At 53.1% G+C, this 19670-nt stretch carries 17 protein-coding genes; 12 read left to right on the top strand and 5 right to left on the bottom strand.

Going from position 1 to position 19670, the window contains the following annotated elements:
* Positions 1–60: 60 nt before the first annotated feature.
* The 3 genes from L1D43_RS13490 to L1D43_RS13480 all read left to right on the top strand — a co-directional run bounded on the left by L1D43_RS13490 (position 61) and on the right by L1D43_RS13480 (position 1549).
* Complete coding sequence (locus L1D43_RS13490) at positions 61–636, top strand: GNAT family N-acetyltransferase (protein WP_239852346.1); 576 nt, start codon at positions 61–63, stop codon at positions 634–636.
* 11 nt (positions 637–647) lie between these two features.
* Positions 648–1049 (top strand): hypothetical protein, encoded by a 402-nt coding sequence (locus L1D43_RS13485; protein ID WP_239852344.1) that lies wholly within the window; start codon positions 648–650, stop codon positions 1047–1049.
* A gap of 92 nt (positions 1050–1141) precedes the next feature.
* Positions 1142–1549, top strand: coding sequence for a VanZ family protein (locus L1D43_RS13480; protein WP_239852342.1), 408 nt, complete (start codon positions 1142–1144; stop codon positions 1547–1549).
* A gap of 70 nt (positions 1550–1619) precedes the next feature.
* On the opposite strand, the gene metK is transcribed toward L1D43_RS13480, so the two are convergent.
* Positions 1620–2771, bottom strand: a complete 1152-nt coding sequence (gene metK / locus L1D43_RS13475) for a methionine adenosyltransferase (protein ID WP_239852340.1) — start codon at positions 2769–2771, stop codon at positions 1620–1622.
* Between the two features lie 511 nt (positions 2772–3282).
* Between metK and tkt the strand changes: the two genes are divergently transcribed.
* The 6 genes from tkt (at position 3283) to L1D43_RS13445 (ending at position 10574) form a co-directional block, all read left to right on the top strand.
* Positions 3283–5277: a transketolase gene (gene tkt, locus L1D43_RS13470; protein WP_239852338.1), complete on the top strand. Its 1995-nt coding sequence runs from the start codon at positions 3283–3285 to the stop codon at positions 5275–5277.
* Positions 5278–5404: 127 nt separating this feature from the next.
* The gene (gene epd, locus L1D43_RS13465; RefSeq protein WP_239852336.1) at positions 5405–6421 is read left to right on the top strand and encodes an erythrose-4-phosphate dehydrogenase; all 1017 of its coding nucleotides are present in this window, start codon (positions 5405–5407) and stop codon (positions 6419–6421) included.
* Positions 6422–6523: 102 nt separating this feature from the next.
* Complete coding sequence (locus L1D43_RS13460; RefSeq protein ID WP_239852334.1) at positions 6524–7699, top strand: phosphoglycerate kinase; 1176 nt, start codon at positions 6524–6526, stop codon at positions 7697–7699.
* A 154-nt stretch (positions 7700–7853) separates the two neighbouring features.
* A complete protein-coding gene (fba, locus tag L1D43_RS13455) occupies positions 7854–8918 on the top strand; it encodes a class II fructose-bisphosphate aldolase (protein WP_041508528.1) in 1065 nt (354 codons plus the stop codon).
* Between the two features lie 215 nt (positions 8919–9133).
* The gene (locus L1D43_RS13450; RefSeq protein ID WP_041508529.1) at positions 9134–9874 is read left to right on the top strand and encodes a DUF481 domain-containing protein; all 741 of its coding nucleotides are present in this window, start codon (positions 9134–9136) and stop codon (positions 9872–9874) included.
* Positions 9875–10118: 244 nt separating this feature from the next.
* Positions 10119–10574, top strand: coding sequence for a winged helix-turn-helix domain-containing protein (locus L1D43_RS13445; protein WP_239852333.1), 456 nt, complete (start codon positions 10119–10121; stop codon positions 10572–10574).
* Positions 10575–10899: 325 nt separating this feature from the next.
* Here L1D43_RS13445 and L1D43_RS13440 read toward each other — a convergent pair whose 3' ends face one another.
* Both L1D43_RS13440 and L1D43_RS13435 read right to left on the bottom strand, forming a co-directional pair.
* Entirely contained in the window at positions 10900–11424 is a 525-nt protein-coding gene (locus L1D43_RS13440; RefSeq protein ID WP_239852332.1) for a hypothetical protein, read from the bottom strand.
* A gap of 11 nt (positions 11425–11435) precedes the next feature.
* Entirely contained in the window at positions 11436–12257 is an 822-nt protein-coding gene (locus L1D43_RS13435; RefSeq protein WP_239852330.1) for a cytochrome c3 family protein, read from the bottom strand.
* Between the two features lie 457 nt (positions 12258–12714).
* Between L1D43_RS13435 and L1D43_RS13430 the strand changes: the two genes are divergently transcribed.
* From L1D43_RS13430 to L1D43_RS13420, 3 genes are all read left to right on the top strand, one after another.
* Complete coding sequence (locus L1D43_RS13430) at positions 12715–13536, top strand: helix-turn-helix domain-containing protein (protein ID WP_239852328.1); 822 nt, start codon at positions 12715–12717, stop codon at positions 13534–13536.
* The gene (locus tag L1D43_RS13425; protein ID WP_041508532.1) at positions 13529–14050 is read left to right on the top strand and encodes a hypothetical protein; all 522 of its coding nucleotides are present in this window, start codon (positions 13529–13531) and stop codon (positions 14048–14050) included. Before L1D43_RS13430 ends, L1D43_RS13425 begins: the two co-directional genes overlap by 8 nt.
* Before the next feature lie 69 nt (positions 14051–14119).
* Positions 14120–15541 (top strand): hypothetical protein, encoded by a 1422-nt coding sequence (locus L1D43_RS13420; protein ID WP_239852327.1) that lies wholly within the window; start codon positions 14120–14122, stop codon positions 15539–15541.
* Positions 15542–16039: 498 nt separating this feature from the next.
* Here L1D43_RS13420 and L1D43_RS13415 read toward each other — a convergent pair whose 3' ends face one another.
* Positions 16040–16489 (bottom strand): hypothetical protein, encoded by a 450-nt coding sequence (locus L1D43_RS13415; protein ID WP_239852326.1) that lies wholly within the window; start codon positions 16487–16489, stop codon positions 16040–16042.
* 568 nt (positions 16490–17057) lie between these two features.
* Positions 17058–19235, bottom strand: a complete 2178-nt coding sequence (locus L1D43_RS13410) for an OmcA/MtrC family decaheme c-type cytochrome (RefSeq protein ID WP_239852325.1) — start codon at positions 19233–19235, stop codon at positions 17058–17060.
* Positions 19236–19670: the final 435 nt, after the last annotated feature.

The raw sequence follows: 19670 nt of genomic DNA, 5'->3' as shown, positions 1-19670 counted from the left end.
GCAAATAGCCCGAATATTTAAGGGGATATCCTTGTTTCAATTGAGTATAGAGAGTCTGTCATGACTATCCGCTTGGCCACAGGTGCCGATCTCGATGCCCTCGTCGAATTGGAGGCGAGGGAGTGGCAGGCCGAGTTGACCCCAGGACAACGCGGCGCTTTGATGACGGGCCAGCATTTTAGTCGCCAGGAGTTATCCGAGCTGATTCAGAAGCATTGGTTGCTGTTGGCCGAACGGGAAGGGGAGATCGCCGGCTATGTGATCGCCGGTCACTGGTCTTTCTTTGGGGAATGGCCCCTGTATCGCTCTCTGGTGAAACGGCTCGAGACGAGCCGCTTCGAGATGGACCGTTTCGAGACTGCCTCGGGTATAATCAATAAAGCCAACAGCTGTCAGTATGGCCCTATCTGGATCGCACCATCTCAGCGTGGAACGGGCCTGTTTGCCGAGTTGGTGGCCGAGCTCAAGACACGGGTAGCTCCTCAGTATCCCTACATGGTTACCTTCATCGCCGAAGAGAACGAACGCTCCTTCGCCGCCCATACCCAGAAGGGGGGCATGCAGGTGCTGGACTTCTTCGAGTTCGACGGCCGCGGCTACTATCTGCTGGCGGTCGATACCGCAGGCGCTATATAGGGGGGGACCTTATGACGAGCAATAATACCGAGAGTGGCATGAATGAGAGCAAGATGGCTGAGAGCAAGATGCAAGGCTTCCCGCCGCGTCTTGCCGAGCTAGTTGAGCCCTATGCTGGCGTCACCCTCAGCGCCCTGGATAACCTCAAGTTGTTAGCCGCCTTGGCGGCCCAGGCCGAGCTTGGCTGCGAGTGTCTCGAGCTGAGCGATGAGCCGCGTGCCATCTATGTTGCGAATTGGGATGGGCACTGGTTTGATTGTGGTTTCAGTAACGCCTATAGCGCCGAGATTCGGCCCATGGCGGGGCCGTCCGAGGCGCGATTGGCGACGGCTAGAAGGGTCGAGGTGCCGCTGCTCAACGCCCAGCAGCTGAGCTTCATGTGTATGCAGTATGCCCACTTCGACCACTGTTAGCCCGCTGGCTAGGGCGAGTTAAGCATGAGTGCGAGTCGCCAAGAGGAGCGCCTGATGAGCGGCGTGAGAATGTTAAGGATGAGTCCTAATTGATGGTGAGAACCTTTGCCCTGCTGGGCGTATTATTCAGTGGTTTCCTGGTTTGGCTGATTGTCAGCGCCGATGCCGGGCGCAGCAACCCCTTGTTTGAGCTGGCCCATTCGATTCCCTACGGTGACAAGCTCGGGCATATGATCTTGTTTGGCACCCTGACCTTGTTTGCCAATGTCGGCAGTCATTTCAGGCGTGTGTCCCTCGGCAAGGTGCGGCCCTATCTGGGGGCTGTGGTGGTGGCGATTGTGGTGATCATCGAGGAGTGCAGTCAGCAGTATTTTCCCAGTCGCACCTTCGATGGCTATGACTTACTGGCCGACGGGGTCGGCATCATGCTCTTCAGCATGGTGAGCCTCTATCTTGAGAAGCGATTCTCTACTGGTAATGAGTCCTCTAGTCGCAATTAATATATCTCATTGACCAAGATACAAAAAAGCCGCCAAAGGGCGGCTTTTTGCTGACTGGCGAAATCCAATCTTACAGCTTAGCGTCTGCGCGTAGCGCCTCTGCCTTGTCGGTGCGCTCCCAAGGGAACTCGTTACGACCGAAGTGACCGTAAGCCGCAGTTGCCTTGTAGATAGGACGGGCCAGATCCAGCATCTCGGTCAGGCCGTATGGGCGCAGATCGAAGTGTTGACGAACCAGGCCGATTAGCACTTCTTCAGAGACCTTGCCCGTGCCGAAGGTTTCGACGCTGATAGAGGTTGGCTCGGCCACACCGATAGCGTAAGACACCTGGATCTCACAGCGATCCGCCAGACCGGCTGCCACTATGTTCTTCGCCACATAACGTGCCGCATAGGCCGCGCTGCGGTCAACTTTCGATGGGTCTTTGCCCGAGAAGGCGCCGCCGCCGTGACGTGCCATGCCGCCGTAGGTATCGACGATGATCTTACGACCCGTCAGACCACAGTCACCCATAGGACCACCGATAACGAAACGGCCGGTTGGGTTGATGAAGTACTTGGTGTCTTTGTTCAGCCACTGTGCTGGTAGCACTGGCTTGATGATGGTTTCCATCACGCCTTCGATCAGATCAGACTGGCTGACGCTGTCGCAGTGCTGAGTAGAAAGCACGACGGCATCGATGCCGACGATCTTGTTGTCTTCGTAGGCGAAGGTCACCTGGCTCTTGGCATCTGGGCGTAGCCAAGGCAGTGTCTTGTCTTTGCGTACTTCCGATTGACGCTTCACCAGTGCGTGGGCATAGGTGATAGGCGCTGGCATCAGTACGTCGGTTTCGTTGCTGGCGTAACCGAACATCAGGCCCTGGTCACCGGCGCCTTGCTCTTTAGGATCGGCGCGATCGACACCCTGGTTGATGTCTGGAGACTGCTTACCAATGGCGTTGAGTACCGCACAAGAGTCGGCGTCGAAGCCCATGTCCGAGTGGGTGTAGCCGATCTCGCGTACCGTCTTACGGGTTAGCTCTTCGATGTCGACCCATGCAGAGGTGGTCACCTCACCACCTACCATCACCATGCCGGTTTTGACGTATGTTTCGCACGCCACACGTGCCTTAGGATCTTGTTCTAAGATCGCGTCGAGTACCGCATCAGAAATTTGATCGGCGATTTTATCTGGATGACCTTCTGAGACCGACTCAGAGGTAAACAAGTGCTTTGCCATAATGGAAAAATCTCGTCTTTAAACAATTCGAATGTGTAGAAGTATCTACATCTAGACGGCCATTTTAGTGGAAATCAGATCGGATAACACCCTTTTCGATGAAAATTGTGGAGTAAAACCGGGTAATTATTCTAATGCCTCGGATGAGTTTAAATAAAAGTTCTTCATAACTTGTTGTTATTGCTGTTTTTAATTGACGTTATAAGCCGCCAGTTTTTTATTGCCAAAGGATCGCTTCGGACGGATTAGTGCCGCGGCGGCCAAGAGGGGTGGCTAGGAGGTGCGGTTTGTTCCGGCGCGGGTAAGTGAAATCCTGACTCCCCCTAAGGCGGTAAGCGAGGTTTTACCTGGGATGGCAGAAGCGCCGTTTTTCGGGTCTAGAAGGATTTAATCTAAGCTAAAGGGCGAAATTTATTTGCGTCCCATCCGCGAGTAGGGGAAAATATGCCCCCATTGTTGCCCGCAAATTCGGCCCGCAAAATCCCCAACATTCAAATCAGCAGGAGAGAGCATGTCATCTCGTAAAGAACTCGCAAACGCTATCCGTGTGTTAAGTATGGATGCCGTTCAGAAAGCCAACTCTGGTCACCCAGGTGCGCCATTGGGTATGGCCGATATCGCCGAAGTGTTGTGGAATGATTTCCTGAAGCACAACCCAAACAACCCAGAGTGGGTCGACCGCGACCGTTTCATCCTTTCAAACGGCCACGGCTCTATGCTGATTTACTCTCTGCTTCACCTGACGGGTTATGCACTGCCGATGGATGAGCTAAAGAGCTTCCGTCAGCTGCACTCTAAGACCCCAGGTCACCCTGAGTATGGTTACACCCCAGGCGTTGAAACTACTACGGGTCCTCTGGGCGCGGGTATCAGCAACGCCGTAGGTATGGCGATTGCCGAGAAGACTCTGGCGGCGCAATTTAACCGTCCTGGACACGATATCGTTGACCACTTCACCTACTGTTTCCTAGGTGATGGCTGTCTGATGGAAGGTATCTCTCACGAGGCCTGTTCACTGGCGGGTACCCTAGGCCTTGGCAAGCTGATTGCCTTCTGGGATGACAACGGCATCTCTATCGACGGTCACGTCGAGGGCTGGTTCACCGACGATACCGCTAAGCGTTTCGAATCTTACGGCTGGCACGTGATTGCCGGCGTCGATGGTCACGACAGCGACGCGATTCGCGCGGCTATCGAAGAAGCTAAGTCTGTTACCGATAAGCCAAGCATGATCTGCTGCAAGACCATTATCGGTTTCGGTTCACCAAACAAGTCTGGCAGCCACGACTGTCACGGCGCGCCACTGGGCGATGCCGAAATCGCTGCGGCTCGTGAGTTCCTGGGTTGGGAGCATGGTCCATTCGAGATCCCTGCCGACGTGTACGCAGGTTGGGACGCTAAAGAAGTGGGCGCGGTTAACGAGTCTGCCTGGAACGAGAAGCTTGCTGCCTATGAAGCCGCTTACCCAGAGCTGGCTGCCGAATATAAGCGCCGCGTGATCACTGGCGAATTGCCAGCCGATTTCGAAGAGAAGGCACAGGCCTTCATCAAAGAGTGCCAAGAGAAGGGCGAAAACATCGCCAGCCGTAAGGCATCACAAAATGCCATCGCGGCCTTCGGCGCAGCCCTACCTGAACTGCTCGGCGGCTCTGCCGACCTGGCCGGTTCTAACCTGACCCTATGGTCTGGTTCTAAGGGTATCCAGGAAGATCCTGCCGGTAACTACATCTACTACGGTGTGCGTGAGTTCGGTATGAGTGGCATCATGAACGGTGTGTCACTGCACGGTGGTTTCATCAACTACGGCGCGACCTTCATGATGTTCATGGAATACGCCCGTAACGCGGTACGCATGTCTGCACTGATGGGCATCCAAAACATCTTCGTTTACACCCACGACTCTATCGGTCAGGGTGAAGATGGCCCGACTCACCAACCGGTTGAGCAGCTGGCAAACCTGCGCATGACACCAAACATGATGGTATGGCGTCCATGTGATGCGGCGGAAACTGCCGTGGCATGGAAGATGGCTATCGAGCGTCGTAATGCGCCGACTTCACTGGTGTTCAGCCGTCAGGGTCTGCCTGCACAGCCACGCACCGAAGAGCAACTGGCTAACATCGCCAAGGGTGCTTATGTGTTGCAAGACTGCGCCGGTACACCAGATCTTATTCTGATCGCAACCGGTAGTGAGGTGCAGCTGGCACTGGATTCAGCTAAGGCGCTGACCGAGCAGGGCAAGGCGGTACGTGTGGTGTCTATGCCATCTACAGACGTGTTCGACGCACAGGACGCAGACTACAAGGCCTCTGTACTGCCAGCTTCTGTCACCAAGCGTGTCGCCATCGAAGCGGCTCACGTCGACTACTGGCACAAGTATGTCGGTTTCGACGGCGCTATCGTCGGCATGACCACCTTTGGTGAGTCTGCACCAGGCGGCGCGCTGATGAAGCACTTCGGCTTCACAGTGGAAAACGTGGTAGCCAAGGCTAACGCCATACTATAAGGCATTGCCACCAAGGGCGTAGGGCAAGCAGTTGCCCTATGCCATGATGACTCGGCTTATCGATGACGATAGGCCGTTGTCGCATAAGAAGCCTATCTCAGGACGGTGTTAGGAGTGGAAGCAATTAATGATTAAAGTTGCGATTAATGGTTATGGCCGGATTGGCCGCTCGATTCTTCGTGCCCTCTATGAGTCAGGCAAGCGGGATCAGATCCAGATTGTCGCCATTAATGAACTTGCCAACCCCGAAGCCATGCTTCATCTGACCCAATACGATACTACCCATGGTCGCTTTCAGTCTCCCGCGTCACTCGACGCCAATACGATGACCATAGGGGATGACCATATCCTGCTGCTGCATGAGGAAGATGCCGAGAAGCTTCCCTGGAAATCTCTGGATATCGATATCGTGTATGAGGCCACGGGTGCCCTCATCGACCGTCAGGCCTGTGAGGCCCATATCAAGGCGGGCGCCAAACAGGTGCTGATCAGCCACCCCTCATCCGGCGACGTAGACGCCACCATAGTCTATGGCGTGAATCATCAAGATCTCAAGGCGGAGCATCAGGTGGTCTCCAACGCCTCATGCACCACCAACTGCCTGGTGCCCATTATCCAGGTGCTAGACCGTGCCTTTAAGGTGCGCAGCGGCGCCATCACTACGATTCACTCGGCGATGAACGATCAACAAGTGATCGACGCCTATCATGACGACCTCAGACGTACTCGCGCGGCGGGGCAGTCGATCATTCCGGTCGATACCAAGCTGGCCAGAGGGATTGAGCGTATCCTGCCCGAGATGAAGGATAAGTTTGAGGCGATATCTGTGCGCGTGCCGACAATTAATGTGACTGCAATTGACTTATCGGTCACCTTAGATAAACGTGTCGATATCGATACAGTGAACCAGGTATTATCTCAGGCGGCAAATGGCTCATACCAAGGGGTTGTGGGCTATACTAATGCGCCATTGGTATCGTGCGATTTTAACCATGATCCCAGATCCAGTATCGTCGACGGCACCCAGACGCGGGTGAGCGACGGCCATCTGGTGAAATTACTCTTGTGGTGTGACAACGAGTGGGGCTTTGCCAACCGTATGTTGGACACCAGTTTAGAGATGATAAAGGCCGTAAGAGCCTGATTTGAATGTTTTTAGCCTAGTGCCGGTGAAGCGTCCCGGCGGTGGGAAATCCAGTTTTGCTTTAACTTTTATTTTTAACTTTAAACTTTAAGGAAACGTGAAATGGCGATTATCAATATGTCAGCGTTAGATCTTCAGGGCAAGCGCGTGCTTATCCGTGAAGACCTCAATGTCCCTGTAAGCGATGGTGTGGTCACCAGCGACGCGCGTCTGCGTGCCTCTCTGCCAACCATCAAGCTGGCGCTCGAGAAAGGCGCGGCCGTGATGGTGATGTCTCATTTGGGGCGTCCGACCGAAGGCGAGTACAACAGCGAGTTCTCTATGCAGCCGGTTGTCGATTACCTGGACAAGGCGCTGGACTGCCCGGTACGTCTTGCTAAAGACTATCTCGATGGCGTAGAAGCCAATGTCGGTGAAGTCGTGGTATTCGAGAACGTGCGCTTCAACGTGGGCGAGAAGAAGAACGACGAGGCGCTGGCCAAGAAGCTGGCCGCCCTGTGTGATGTCTATGTAATGGATGCCTTCGGCACCGCTCACCGCGCTCAGGCATCGACCCATGGTGTCGGCCTGTATGCCCCTGTGGCCTGCGCCGGTCCGCTATTGGCCGGTGAACTGGAAGCCCTGGGTAAGGCGATGGACAACCCGGCGCGTCCTTTGGTAGCCATCGTGGGTGGCTCTAAGGTATCGACCAAGCTGACCGTGCTCGAGAGCCTCTCTGGTGTGGTTGACCAGCTGGTCGTGGGTGGCGGTATCGCCAACACCTTCATCGCCGCAGCCGGTCACAACGTGGGTAAGTCCCTCTATGAAGCAGACCTAATCGACGAAGCCAAGCGTCTGGTGGCTAACGCCCAGAGCCGTGGCGGCGATATCCCAGTCCCTACCGATGTGGTTGTGGCTGGCGAGTTCAGCCCAACGGCGAGCGCGACCCTTAAGCCGGTCGATCAGGTGGCTGACGAAGACATGATCTTCGATATCGGTCCCGACAGCGCCGAGGCACTGGCCGAGATCCTTAAGAATGCCGGCACCATCGTCTGGAACGGCCCTGTAGGCGTGTTCGAGTTCGACCAGTTCGGTGAAGGCACCAAGCGCATCGCTCAGGCGATTGCCGACTCTTCTGCCTTCTCTATCGCCGGCGGTGGCGATACCCTGGCGGCGGTCGACAAGTATGAGATCGCCGACAAGGTCTCTTACATCTCTACCGGTGGTGGCGCCTTCCTGGAATTCTTGGAAGGTAAGGAACTGCCTGCTGTGGCTATGCTGGAAAGCCGCGGCGAATAAGTAAAAAAGATAATTAGTATTATAAGAAACCGCCGATAGTCGGGCCGCATGGAATTGCAGGTCCTGCTATCGGTATAAAAATCTGTCCAAACGATAGTGACCTCGGTGGTTAAGCGGGCTGCGCCCGATGACCACCCTATTATTGGAGTTAAAAATGGCCTTAATTTCCCTACGTCAACTGCTAGACCATGCCGCAGAGCACGGATACGGCGTTCCCGCGTTCAACGTTAACAACCTGGAGCAGATGCGCGCCATCATGCAGGCGGCAGAAGCCACAGACAGCCCGGTTATCGTTCAGGCGTCAGCCGGTGCACGTAAGTATGCTCGTCCTCAGTTCCTTAAGTATCTGATGGCGGCGGCGCTCGAGCAGTACCCAGATATTCCTGTGTGTATTCACCAGGATCACGGTACTCACCCTGACGTGTGTCAGCGTTCTATCCAGCTGGGTATGTCTTCAGTCATGATGGACGGCTCGCTGATGGCCGATGGTAAGACACCGGCTACATACGAGTACAACGTCGACGTGACCCGTAAAACTGTTGCCTTCGCCCACGCCTGTGGTGTGTCGGTAGAAGGTGAGATCGGTTGTCTGGGTAGCCTGGAAACTGGCCAAGCCGGTGAAGAAGATGGTGTTGGCGCCGAAGGTATCCTGAGCGAAGAGCAGCTGCTGACTACGCCGGAAGAAGCGGCGCGTTTCGTGGCCGACACTCACGTCGATGCCCTGGCTATCGCTATCGGTACCAGCCATGGTGCCTACAAGTTTAGCCGTAAGCCTACCGGTGACGTGCTGCGTATCGACCGTATTAAGGAGATCCACGCGCGTATCCCTAACACTCACCTAGTGATGCACGGTTCATCTTCTGTGCCACAAGAGTGGCTGGAAGTGATCAACCAGTATGGCGGCGCCATCCCTGAAACTTATGGTGTACCACTGGAAGAGATCGTCGAAGGCATCAAGCACGGCGTGCGTAAGGTTAACATCGACACTGACCTGCGTCTGGCCTCTACCGGTGCGGTACGTAAGTTCCTGGCGGAAAACCCAAGCGAGTTCGACCCGCGTAAATTCCTTAAGGCCTCTATGGAAGCGATGGCAGACATCTGTACCGTACGCTACGAAGCCTTCGGTGCGGCTGGCATGGGCTCTAAGATCAAGCCTAAGTCACTGCAAGCCATGTACAAGGCATACCAGTCTGGCGAGTTAGATCCACAGGTGAACTAATTCGGTTTGATAGCCATAGGTAGTTTGACAAAGGCCCGCCATTTCGGCGGGCTTTTTTATGGCCAAAGCGCAATAAAAAGTAAGGACTAACTCTCGCCGTTAGGTGAGTGGCTAGTTCAAAATACTGCAAAGGCAAGTGCAATTTTCATTTCTGTGCGCCGAATGATACTATTGCGCCAATTTTTAAGGGACTTAGATAAATAGGTAAACAAATAATGAAAAAACTGCTGACAGCCACGGCCATCCTGATGGCGGCTCCTTTTGCTGCCCATGCGGGTGCCGATTTTGTTAAGGGTGACAGAACCTTTGCCGCCGACGCCGAACTGGGTGCGACGGTTACCACAGGTAACACAGAGACGACCTCGCTCAAGGGCCGTCTGGACATGAAGCACGAGCTGGGCAACTGGGAAAACCAGTACCTGTTAGAAGCCCTCTATAAAGAAGATAGCGGCGAAGAGACGGGTAAGCGCTATTACGGTCTGGTACAGGGCAACTACAAGTTCAGCGACGTGAACTATATGTTTGCCAACGCCAACCACGAGATCGACCCATTTACCGGTTTCGATTCTAAGTCTACGATTTCTGCCGGTTATGGTCACAAGTTTGTCGATACCGAGAAGACGACCTTAGCTATCGAAGTGGGTCCTGGTTACCAGTACAAGCGTCTGGACGATGAGAGCGCCGCCGAAGCGGGTTATGACACCGAAGATAGCTGGGTGGCACACGGCGTGATGAACTTCGAGACCGAGATCACCGACAACTCTAAGTTCAAGCAGCTGTTTGTGGCCGATTATGGTGAGAGCCTGGAAGGCCGCTCAGAGACTTCTATCACGGCCAACATAGTTGGCGCGCTGGCGATGAAGTTTGCGGTTATCGTGCGTTACAACAGCGAGCCGCTGGACGACAAGAAGAGCACTGATACCGAAACTAACATGACCCTATTGTACTCTTTCTAATAGGGTTTTTATTGGATTCAAGAGACGCCTTTCGGGGCGTCTTTTTTTTAGCTGAAATCAGCCTGAAATTAGGCCTAGGCCAGCTTAAATCTGTATCGGGATGTATCATAATTATTTAAATAATTTAATGGGTTATGTGCTGATTGTCACGAAAGTCGCCGGGCTTAAGTGTCACACTAGCAAAGAGACGATAGCCAGGTTTGGCGTCGTGATTTTTGTGTGATTCCCTTAATGTGAGACCCCGATGCAAATAGGTTGCTGTTGGTTTGAGCCGTCTCAGTCGACGCTGTCAAATCAAGACAATGACACCAGCTGGCGTATGCCGGGTGCGGAGTTTGCCGTGCTTAAACTATTGACCGAGCGCCGTGGACAGGTGATGTCCAATGCCGACCTCTTGGCCTGCCTGCCAGCGGAGGAGGCTAACATGGCGCGTCTGGTGCAGGCGGTGGATCGCATTCGCTTCTTTCTCGGTAGCCCGTCGGGCAAGTTGCTGGAGTCGGTGGGCGATCAGGGTTACATACTGCACGTCAAACTCTCACCTCACCGCGAGCTGTTGGGCAGCGGCCCAATTCGCCGCATGACCAAGCAACAATATATCCTGCTGATCTCTCAGCTGTTGCTGCTGTTTCTGCTCATCTATTCCGTATTTGAGCCCTCCAACTATCTGCCTTCCCTCGGCGAACTGCTCGGCGAACAATAGCCTCCTCCCGATCTTTGGTTAGGCCGGTTCATGCCCATACTCATACTGATGTTTAGTCTAGATGCATAGTCTCAGCCTTGGCTGACACGGGATGCTTTCTAATACCAATCACAGTAAATATGGGATCAGAAATAGCGCAGAAAAAACGCTTGAGAACAAAGCAGGATTTTTAGATAAGTAGTTATTCTACAATTAAAAATACTAATACAGTTATCGAGCGTTTTAACAAGCTAGAATGATCAATTATTTATTACGATTGGTATAAAATCGGGACGTAAAAAAAGGGCCACACGCCAGGCGGTGACCCTCAAAGTGGTGCAGTGGGTTAAGTGGAGGGGAGCAGAACCAATTCGTTGGTCGCCTTGGCACCTTTTATCTCGATACCGACCTTATATTCCTTTACCGAACCAGGCGCCGTGTTGGCGTCCCAGTTTAGATCGGTTGCATCGAAACTGTACTGACCCTTGTCAGTCTCTGTTAGCACGCCCTGGCAGTCGCCTTCGGCGCTGTCACACAGATAGCTCTGGGTCACGTGCCAGTGTTTCCAAGCCTTGGCGTTAGATGACGCGCTCGTGCTGTCGGGGAAGCCGAAGTAGACGATGCGATAATCCTTGGCATTGGTGATGGCCAGGCCGTCAGCATCCTTCAGGGCAAAGTTCAGTGCGCCCGTTGCGCCGTCAAACTCGGCCAGGGTCAGGTTGATGGCTAAGGCCTCACCGGCATCTATGGTGTCGGCAACCGGCGGCGGAGTAATGTTACCGCCGTCGTCCTTATCATCGTTGTCGTCGCTACCGCAGCCGCCGCAGATAAGCGCCGTTGCCAGTAGGGCAGTTAATAACTTCTCATTCATGACCTGCTCCTTTAGTTAAAGTGGCCGGTATGGCAAGTCGTACATTCCATGTCAGACTTCACGCTGGCGGCGCTGCCCATGGTGGTCTCTACGCCGTGACAGCTTTGACAGCCTTGGGCCTCGCTTGAAGGCTTTGACTCAGGTAGTGCTGAGATATCTTCGCCTGCATGGGCACGGTTAAGCAGTTCGACTAGATGATAGGCCACAGAGGCCGACAGACGCTTACAACGCTCGCCCTTCTGGCTGAAGGTGAAGCCGGAGGCCTTAGACCAGTTACTGATAGAGGAGTGACACAGGATACTGTTGGCAATCGATGACTTACCGACCAGGGCCGTCTTCTCGGCGGTAGAGCCGATACCAGCCACGAACTCGTCGCTTGAATAAGGCAGCTCGGTCACCTCGTAGTAGCGGAAAGAGGCACCGATCACGGCAGAGTTTTGACCGTTGATGTCGTCTAAGATGTTGACCAGCATGCCGGTGGCGTTGTTGTTACCACACACTGTGCCCTGGCCCACGATACCCGCCCAGCCATAACCGGCCAGCGCCGTTGGAATTGTCTTAAACTTGTCGGCGTCGGCGCTGCTTGAGTTAGCCAGCATGGTCACTAAGGCGTAGAACACCTGGTGCATACATCCGCCGCCTGTCTCATAGGCCAGCTTGGCCGTCGCCATAGGATCGAGTGGAACATACTTGAGCTTTTCACCCAGTTCTAGTTTGTAGTTGCCTTGCTCGTCGGTGGCGGCGAAGGCCGATGTGCCCATTAGGGTAGCGCCTGCCGCGGCGGTGCTGATGCCGATGATTTGGCTAAGTGCTTGGCGTCTATTGATGGTCATGACAATGTCCTCACTTGGATAGATGTTATTTTTGTTGTTGGCGTGGTTAAAGGGATACGCCGGTTTGAACTTGGGGTCAGTGTGGTCCGAGTAGATTGCAAATAGTGTGATTTGGGCTGGATGAAGCCTTGGGACAGATGAGCATCTGCTGGCAGGCGTTTTTTGGGTGCCTTGCATCGATTTGTTCAATTAATGCGTTGACTTGGTATTGTTTGGCACGATTGCGCTGTGGGCTAGATCACCTTATTTGTAACATTCATGTTAATTTGCGGCTTTCGCGTGGCGATAAATAATGGGCCTATGGACGTGAAGAAGAGGGCAGGGATCACATAGCTTATTATTCCCTAGCGATTGTAAGGGCATTTTTTAGATGAGTTTCGAGGAGATAGAGGGGATCACAGATTTTTTTACTGCGTTTGCATAAGCTTATTAGCAATGAAACGACAGAGTAACAAAGATGCAACTGGGTGATTGCCGATTCGACAGACATGCTGGCGTGCTCACCAACGAGCTGACGGGTGAAGAGTGGCATCTACCGCGCGCCGAACTGCAGGTGCTATCGCTCCTGCTGGCCAATAGCGACAAGGTGGTGGCTAAGCGCGTCTTGGGTGCCGGGGATGACGAGCATCCGCCGCTAAGCGACTCGTCGGTGGCGCGGGCGGTGTTTATGTTGCGCTCCTTCCTCGGCCCGCTGCATGAACATATGATAGAAACCGTCAAGGGCAAGGGCTATCGCCTGCGCCTGGATAGCGCCGTGCCATCAAGCGTACATCATGCCGATAACGCGCCTGCAAAGGGAGAGCTCCATGGTGTGGGCGAGCGCATCGAGGCGGTTTTAGCCTGGCTGTTTGGCAAACGCCATCGCTGGATCAAGCTGTGGATAGGGCTGATCGTCCTGCTACTGGGCGCTTTGGTCTCCTTGCAGCTCTTCTCTTCGGTGAATCTCGAGGTGCAACATAGCGAACCCTATCTGCGCCACGGTATCACCCTGGAGTCGGGGCAGAAGATGATGTTTATCAGCTACGCCAAGTCCAAGACCAATAACACCTCTTTGCTGCGCCTGTCGGAGAAGATGTCTCAGGCGTTTGAGCGCTGTGAGTCTTCGCCCTGGAAAGAGGTCTATATGTCGCTGTCCCACGACAAGCAAGTGTTTAACATCACCATGCGAGGCGAGAAGATGGGGCAGTCATTGGTGCGCAACCTTAAGTTAACCGATTACAGGCAGCAGAAGCGGTTTATCTCCGAGGCCTGGTTTAAAGAGGTATCTCTGTGTGAATAGAAAGGTACTGTGGGCGATCAATATTATTGTGCTGGGGCTGCTGGCGATAAGCATCACCATCAGTTATCGCTATCTCTATCCCAGCGAAAGCATCATGCTCAGCTGTAGCTCCGAGCTGTTCGATCGCCGCGACGAGGCTCAGGCCGAGGGACGTCACTATCTGCTGGTGGATATCATGGCCAAGAAGCAGCAGGCGCAGATCAACTATCGCTACTTTAACCTCGACGGCACTTCGGCGGGCACCATACGCATGCAGGGCAGCTTCCTCGATTTCGATAAGGCCAACGGCCGTTATCACTTCTCGGTAGAGACCAAGGAGGAGATAGGTACCGAATCGGCCGAGACCATGCCAAGGCATATGCAATATCTCTCCTATATCAGCTCGTTTAACTTAGACAGCAAGGGGATGCATAACCTCTCCATCGAGACATTGGAATTAGATCCCCACAGGGACTATGCGGTGGTATTATTCCAGCCGAGTAATACCGTCTGCGGTTGCCGTATAGTGCAATAGTCGCACTTAGGCTATACTCAGGATGTGCATTTCTAAATTACTGAAATAATTCTATTATTCTGAGGTTTTGTGTCTAAGGTCAATATCAAGCAGGAAGAGTCTCTGTCGATCAAGTTTACCCATCAGATGAAGGTGGGTGACCATAGGCGGCTCGACCTCTATTTCTTTCTGCCCAAAGAGATGGGGATCAATCCCCAGAGCCTTGACGAAGAAGAATATTATCATGCGGCCATCGCCGGCCGACGCTCCTATTACTCCTCAGGCTTGCATCTGCCGCTGGTGCAGGGGCGTTTCATCAGTCAGAAGAAGCGTACCGTCGAGGAGTTCAGACTCTACCTCAACCTGTTTGCCTATCAGTTTGCCGTGGCCATCGAGACCGACAGCAAGGAGCTGGCCCAGGTGGAGGATGTGGAGCAGTTTTATGCCTCCCTCAAAGATCTCAGCGAGATCGTCACTCAGCTGCTGAAGAAGTTTCGCCGTAACGAGCCCAGCGACCCTAAGTGGAAGCACTACTTCGAGAACGCCGACAACTACCTCTCCTGGTTCTGTGAGCAGCGCCTGTTGAAACTCATGTCCCACGCGCCCCGCAGCAGCGACTACAGCGAGGTGACCGAGGAGGTGATCAACCTGTGCCGCAGCGAGAGCAGCTATCGCGACAGCAAGAACTATAACTCCTCCCAGACTCTCAACGATCCCAACCGCATCTCCAACAAGATGTTGCTGCTGCGCCGCCTGATCCAGCAAGGGGTTGTGTTGAAAGAGGAGCAGAAACGATTAGGTGTGGGCCTGAAGAAGATGACCACGGGGATCGCCACCGCCTTCGTGATGTTGGTGGTCTCGTCGCTCATCATCAAGGCCCAGGGGATCTTCAGCGGCCTCACCATGGCCTTGGTGTTCACCCTGGCGGTGATCTATGGCTTTCGTGAGATCTTCAAGGAAGATATTCGCAACGCCCTGTGGCGGGTGATCCAGAAGGGCCGTCCCCGCTGGAGCCGCATCCTGCGTGATACTACCAGCCAGGCGATGATCGCCAGGCAGCATGTGTGGATAGACTTCATCAAGTCTAAGGATCTCCCCGAGGAGATAGACGAGATATTGAAGCGCCGCCACAGCCAGAATAAGCTGGACGCCGACATACTGCACTATGGCATCAACTCGCGTATCGCCAGCAAAGACTTCCTCGCCGGCTACTCCACCATACAGGAGCAGGTGAACTTCAGCCTGGCTCCCTTCGCCCGCTACCTGGAGCGCGGCAAGGCCAAGATCTACAAGGAGGCCGATGGCAAGATCAGCAGCGACTCGGTAGAACGCCGCTACCAGATCAACCTGGTGCTTTCCCTGCAGGAGGGCCGCAAGCCCCCCCAGTTTGCCCGCTACAAGATCACCATGAACCGCTCCATCATAGTGGATATCAGCGAGAGTGCCATGCCAGATGGCGTAGAGGGGATAGGGTTAGAACATGATGAGGAAGGCGCTAGTCCAAGCGCCTAGATTTGGGTTGGGGTCTAGTCTGGCTGATTTTGATTTGAATTTAGCTAGTTGTAGCGTTAACCATCTTTGTTTTGAATTGCCTGCGGAAGGTGCAGTGCATGGATGCACCAATGTCGCGATCACATGGATGTGAATGAGCGACCTTACGTGCAGATACGCCTGTGAGACGCCGCAAGTACATTCCCTGTAGGCTCTACCGTGACATCCCTGTCACGGAAGCTCACCGGCGTATCTACACCTAGTTATTCATCTCTTCGATTTAGCCGCATTTGATCTTTGCAATTGTTCAAGTTAAGCCATTTTTGGACATTTCCGAGTTAAAGCCTTAACTCTAACTTGTCAGTTTCGGATAAAAATTTCTAAGGGCTAACGCCGCGTTAAGTGCTGAGCAACGCTACCCCCTACCTAAACCATTGTGCCGTAAACACTAAAACTGAATCAAACGGAGAATACCAAGCGTTGGGAATCCGCCTTAAACGCCTTATTATACGAAACTTGCTACATGTTTAAATATTTCTCTAATTTACTGCTGAGAGATTTGACGGCTTCAACTGACCAGTTAACTACCTCTAGAGACTCTTGTGCCGCTTTGCTGAATATTTCAGGGCTGGACTCAAGTTCTTTACGATGACCTTTGAAAGCTTTTACCTTAAATGACTTTTCGTGCAGTTCATTGAGCAATTCGTAAATTGATGCATCTTCTGAGAACAAGAATTTGGCTGCTTCCTTTTTCTCGATGAAGTCCTTGTGAGTTTCTGAGGTAACACCATCGCCTATTAGTTCTTGGTAAAACTTTAACGTAGCCGTATATACCTCAAATCTCTTATTGTAGAGATCTAGTTTGAGTTTCTGACGGTTAGTTACTAACTGTTGATACGTAATATAAGCTAAAAACAGCGCCATTAAGACTGCAAATATGTAGTCTTTAAAAATTTCTAAGATATCCAATTATTAACTCTTAACTAAGTAAATGATGAGCTCATACCAACGCCGCATTCAGCGGCTTGGTAAGCCTCTAGAACAGTAGACACTTTGTAGCATTACTAAAATTAGGTCAACAGTCCAATACCAATCAAAGCTAGTTCAGCCATACTAAACAAGGAATGGGGCAAAAATAATCCAGCCTTTAGATTCGCTACTCGCGCCAAATACCGCTAAATCGAAGAGACGTTGGATACCCAGTGTAAACACGATTTTGGCCTTCGAAATCAGGGATGATTTCGCAGAGCCCACAAGGAAGTGCTCGTGGCGAGCCAAAATAGTGTTTGCACGCTCCCCGCCGGACAGGCGTTAGATTGCCACGAAGGTGCAACCTTCAACTCGCATTCCAACAACAAACCCGGTAGACGCTACAACATAGAAAACCCGCTTGAGGAAATGCATCCAGCTGCCATGCCGGGCGCTCCCCCCCCTATCCGCTAAACAAAAAGTTTAGCGGCAAAAAAAGGCACCCGAGGGTGCCTTTGACATTGCAGGGTGGAACTCGGTGCTCGGTGAGGGCGAGCACCTTTGGGTCTTACAGTTGATGACCGTGAGCGTGCATCAGCTTCTCAGGTGTATGGCAGGTCGCACAGGCTTCGCGTGCCGCCTTGGCGCTGGCCTTGTCGGCACCTATGTAGGCGCCGTTGCCCTCCATATGAGCCACGGCCGCCTCAGAGAGATACTTCTGGTGACAGCTCATGCAGGCTGCGGCATCGGATGAGGCATACCAGGTCGCTACCGGGTTGACCGCAGGGTCGTTGCTCTTGCCTGGGATGAAGCTAGGTACCGTATGGGCTTGTCCTGGGTTACGGCCCAGTTCAAAGCCGTAGGACAGGCCGCCCCAGCCTTGCTCGGCCGAGTGACAGGTCATACAGTCGGTCTTTAGCAGGGTGCCGCTGCCGCCATGACCATTGTCGTGGCCTTTTGCCTTGTGGGCCTTGTACATAAAGCTGGTGGACTTCATCTCACCCCAGGCAACGGCGTCACCGTTGGCGTCTTCGACCGCGCCCAGCTTCTTGTCATTGGTGTGGCAGGCGATACAGTTGACGCCGTTTGAGTCGTGATAGAACTCAAAGCTGTGGCAGCCATAGCAGCTTTGACTGTCGATGATGGCGCGGCGATCGGCCACCACGGCTTCACTGTCATCAAGCACGGTGCGTAAGGCATCGGTCTGCACATAGGCAGGGTAGGCGTTGTCGGCATCGCAGCTAACACGGTTGCCGCTGCCTTCTGCAAAGCAAACCTTGAGTACAGGCAGGATTTCCAGCGAGCGTGAGGCGATGTCGGCTGGGAAGTTCATCGCGACCTTTACACTGACGCTGTTGTCAGCATTCCAGGTCGCCTTGGTGGGATCTTTGATGTCGATACGGCGCTGGCTGTAGGGCGACTGATCATAGTCGGGATAATCTTTGTCGACGTCCCAGCTGACCACCATGTAAGGCTTGCTGTAGCCAAGCTTGTAGACCTCTTGCTGACTCACCAGGTTACCGGCTGGATCTGTGATGGCCATGTCGAAGCTGATTTCGTTGGCGGCAGAGATGGCGACCTTGCTGATGGTGACATCATAGTCTTTGGCTGCCTGATAGGGCTTGGCATGATCGCCATGCACCGCGGCGCTATGACAGTCGGTGCAGCTCAGCGCCGGGTTCTTGTCTGACTGATGCTGGGCTGGCGAGTCGGTATGACAACCAGTACAGGCGTTGGCATTGGCGTTGGCGAGCCAGAGATCTTTGTCTGCCAAGTTGTCATCTTCGACATGACAGGCCGCGCAGTCCATGAAGGGTTTTGTCGGGAAGGCAGGGTAGTCGAAGGCATGATCGCCACCGTAGCCGGCGATGGTGTATGGCATGGGCACCACATTGCCATCTGCGTCTTTACCTTCACGGTGTGGCCCCATATGGATGGCATGGACCATGTGCCCAAACTCGACAGAGATGGCATTGGGATCTGTGACTATACCGTTATGACAGGCCTGGCAGTTTTCCAGGTCCAGGCGACGTCCACCGTGTGCCTTGAGGCTATCGGCTTGGTGGCAGGTGTAGCAGGTCTGCATGGTCACCAGCTCTCGGCTCTCTATGCCTTCGCTGCCATTGGTGGAGGGGATCCAGTCGAAGTGAGCATTTTCGGCCAGTTCATGGCCTGAGTCATATTCGAACTGCATCTCGATGGCGATACGTTGGGTCAAGTCAGGGTTAAACTCGATACCGGCGGCATCTTCGGCGGTGAGCAGGTTGGTATTAAAGGTGTAGGTGTAGCTGCCGTCGTTATGATCGACTAGGCATTCGATACAGTCTTTAATCTTCTCGAAACCTTGCTCAAAGGTAGTGCCGTCGTCGTTGGTGGTGTCGTTGAGCAGGGATATCCATTGTTTCAGGTCGCTGCCTTCATGGGTTTGCAGCTGTGCCAATGAGAAGCGGAAATCGTGAAACGGATTCTCACCAGTTAAACCAAACAGGCCTACGCCTTGGCGGTTTTCCAGCTCAAAGTCGACGCTTATGATGCCGTCGGCATAGCTTGCCTTGTTGATATTGGCGATAGCCTCTTCTGCCATGTCAATATGTAAACCGACGGCGCCAGGTGTGCCCGGTGTACCGGGTTGACCATTTTCACCGTCGATACCATCTTTTCCATCATTCCCATCTCCACAGGCCGACAGCATCATTGCCGAAGCGATAAGTGCCGCCAGTGTGGTTGTTTTTGTTGTTATCATCATTTTTTCTCCAAGATAAACCACTGGGGTATAGCCAGGAGAAATGTTAAAGAAGCGGGCTTTTGTCAGATATGAAGCACATCACCTTAACAATAAAGTTTTCAGTTGTATAAAATACTGCCTAGCTTGATGTTTGCTTGGTGTTTGCTTTGCTGGTGCGCCTGTTTTTAGTGCGGTGGTCTGTTTGGCTTGCTGTTACCAGTGAGGCATCTCGATTTTTAGAAAGTGGAACTCTCATATTCATATTATGCAAATGGCAAAAGTGAATTTTATCTTCAGAGGTCTATGTCTATCTATCATCATGTTTAATATGAAGTATTCTGTTTTTATGGTGTCGGGTTATTCCCGGCTGTCGGTTATCTGTGTCAGAGAGGCATGGCGTTTTTCGATGTCACATATTTAACAAATGCACGGGGGAAGAGATAAAACTTTGCACTG

This window comes from Shewanella sp. Isolate8, from assembly GCF_022398495.1.
GTDB lineage: Bacteria > Pseudomonadota > Gammaproteobacteria > Enterobacterales > Shewanellaceae > Shewanella > Shewanella aquimarina.
This window is presented reverse-complemented; position numbering and strand designations above follow the sequence as displayed.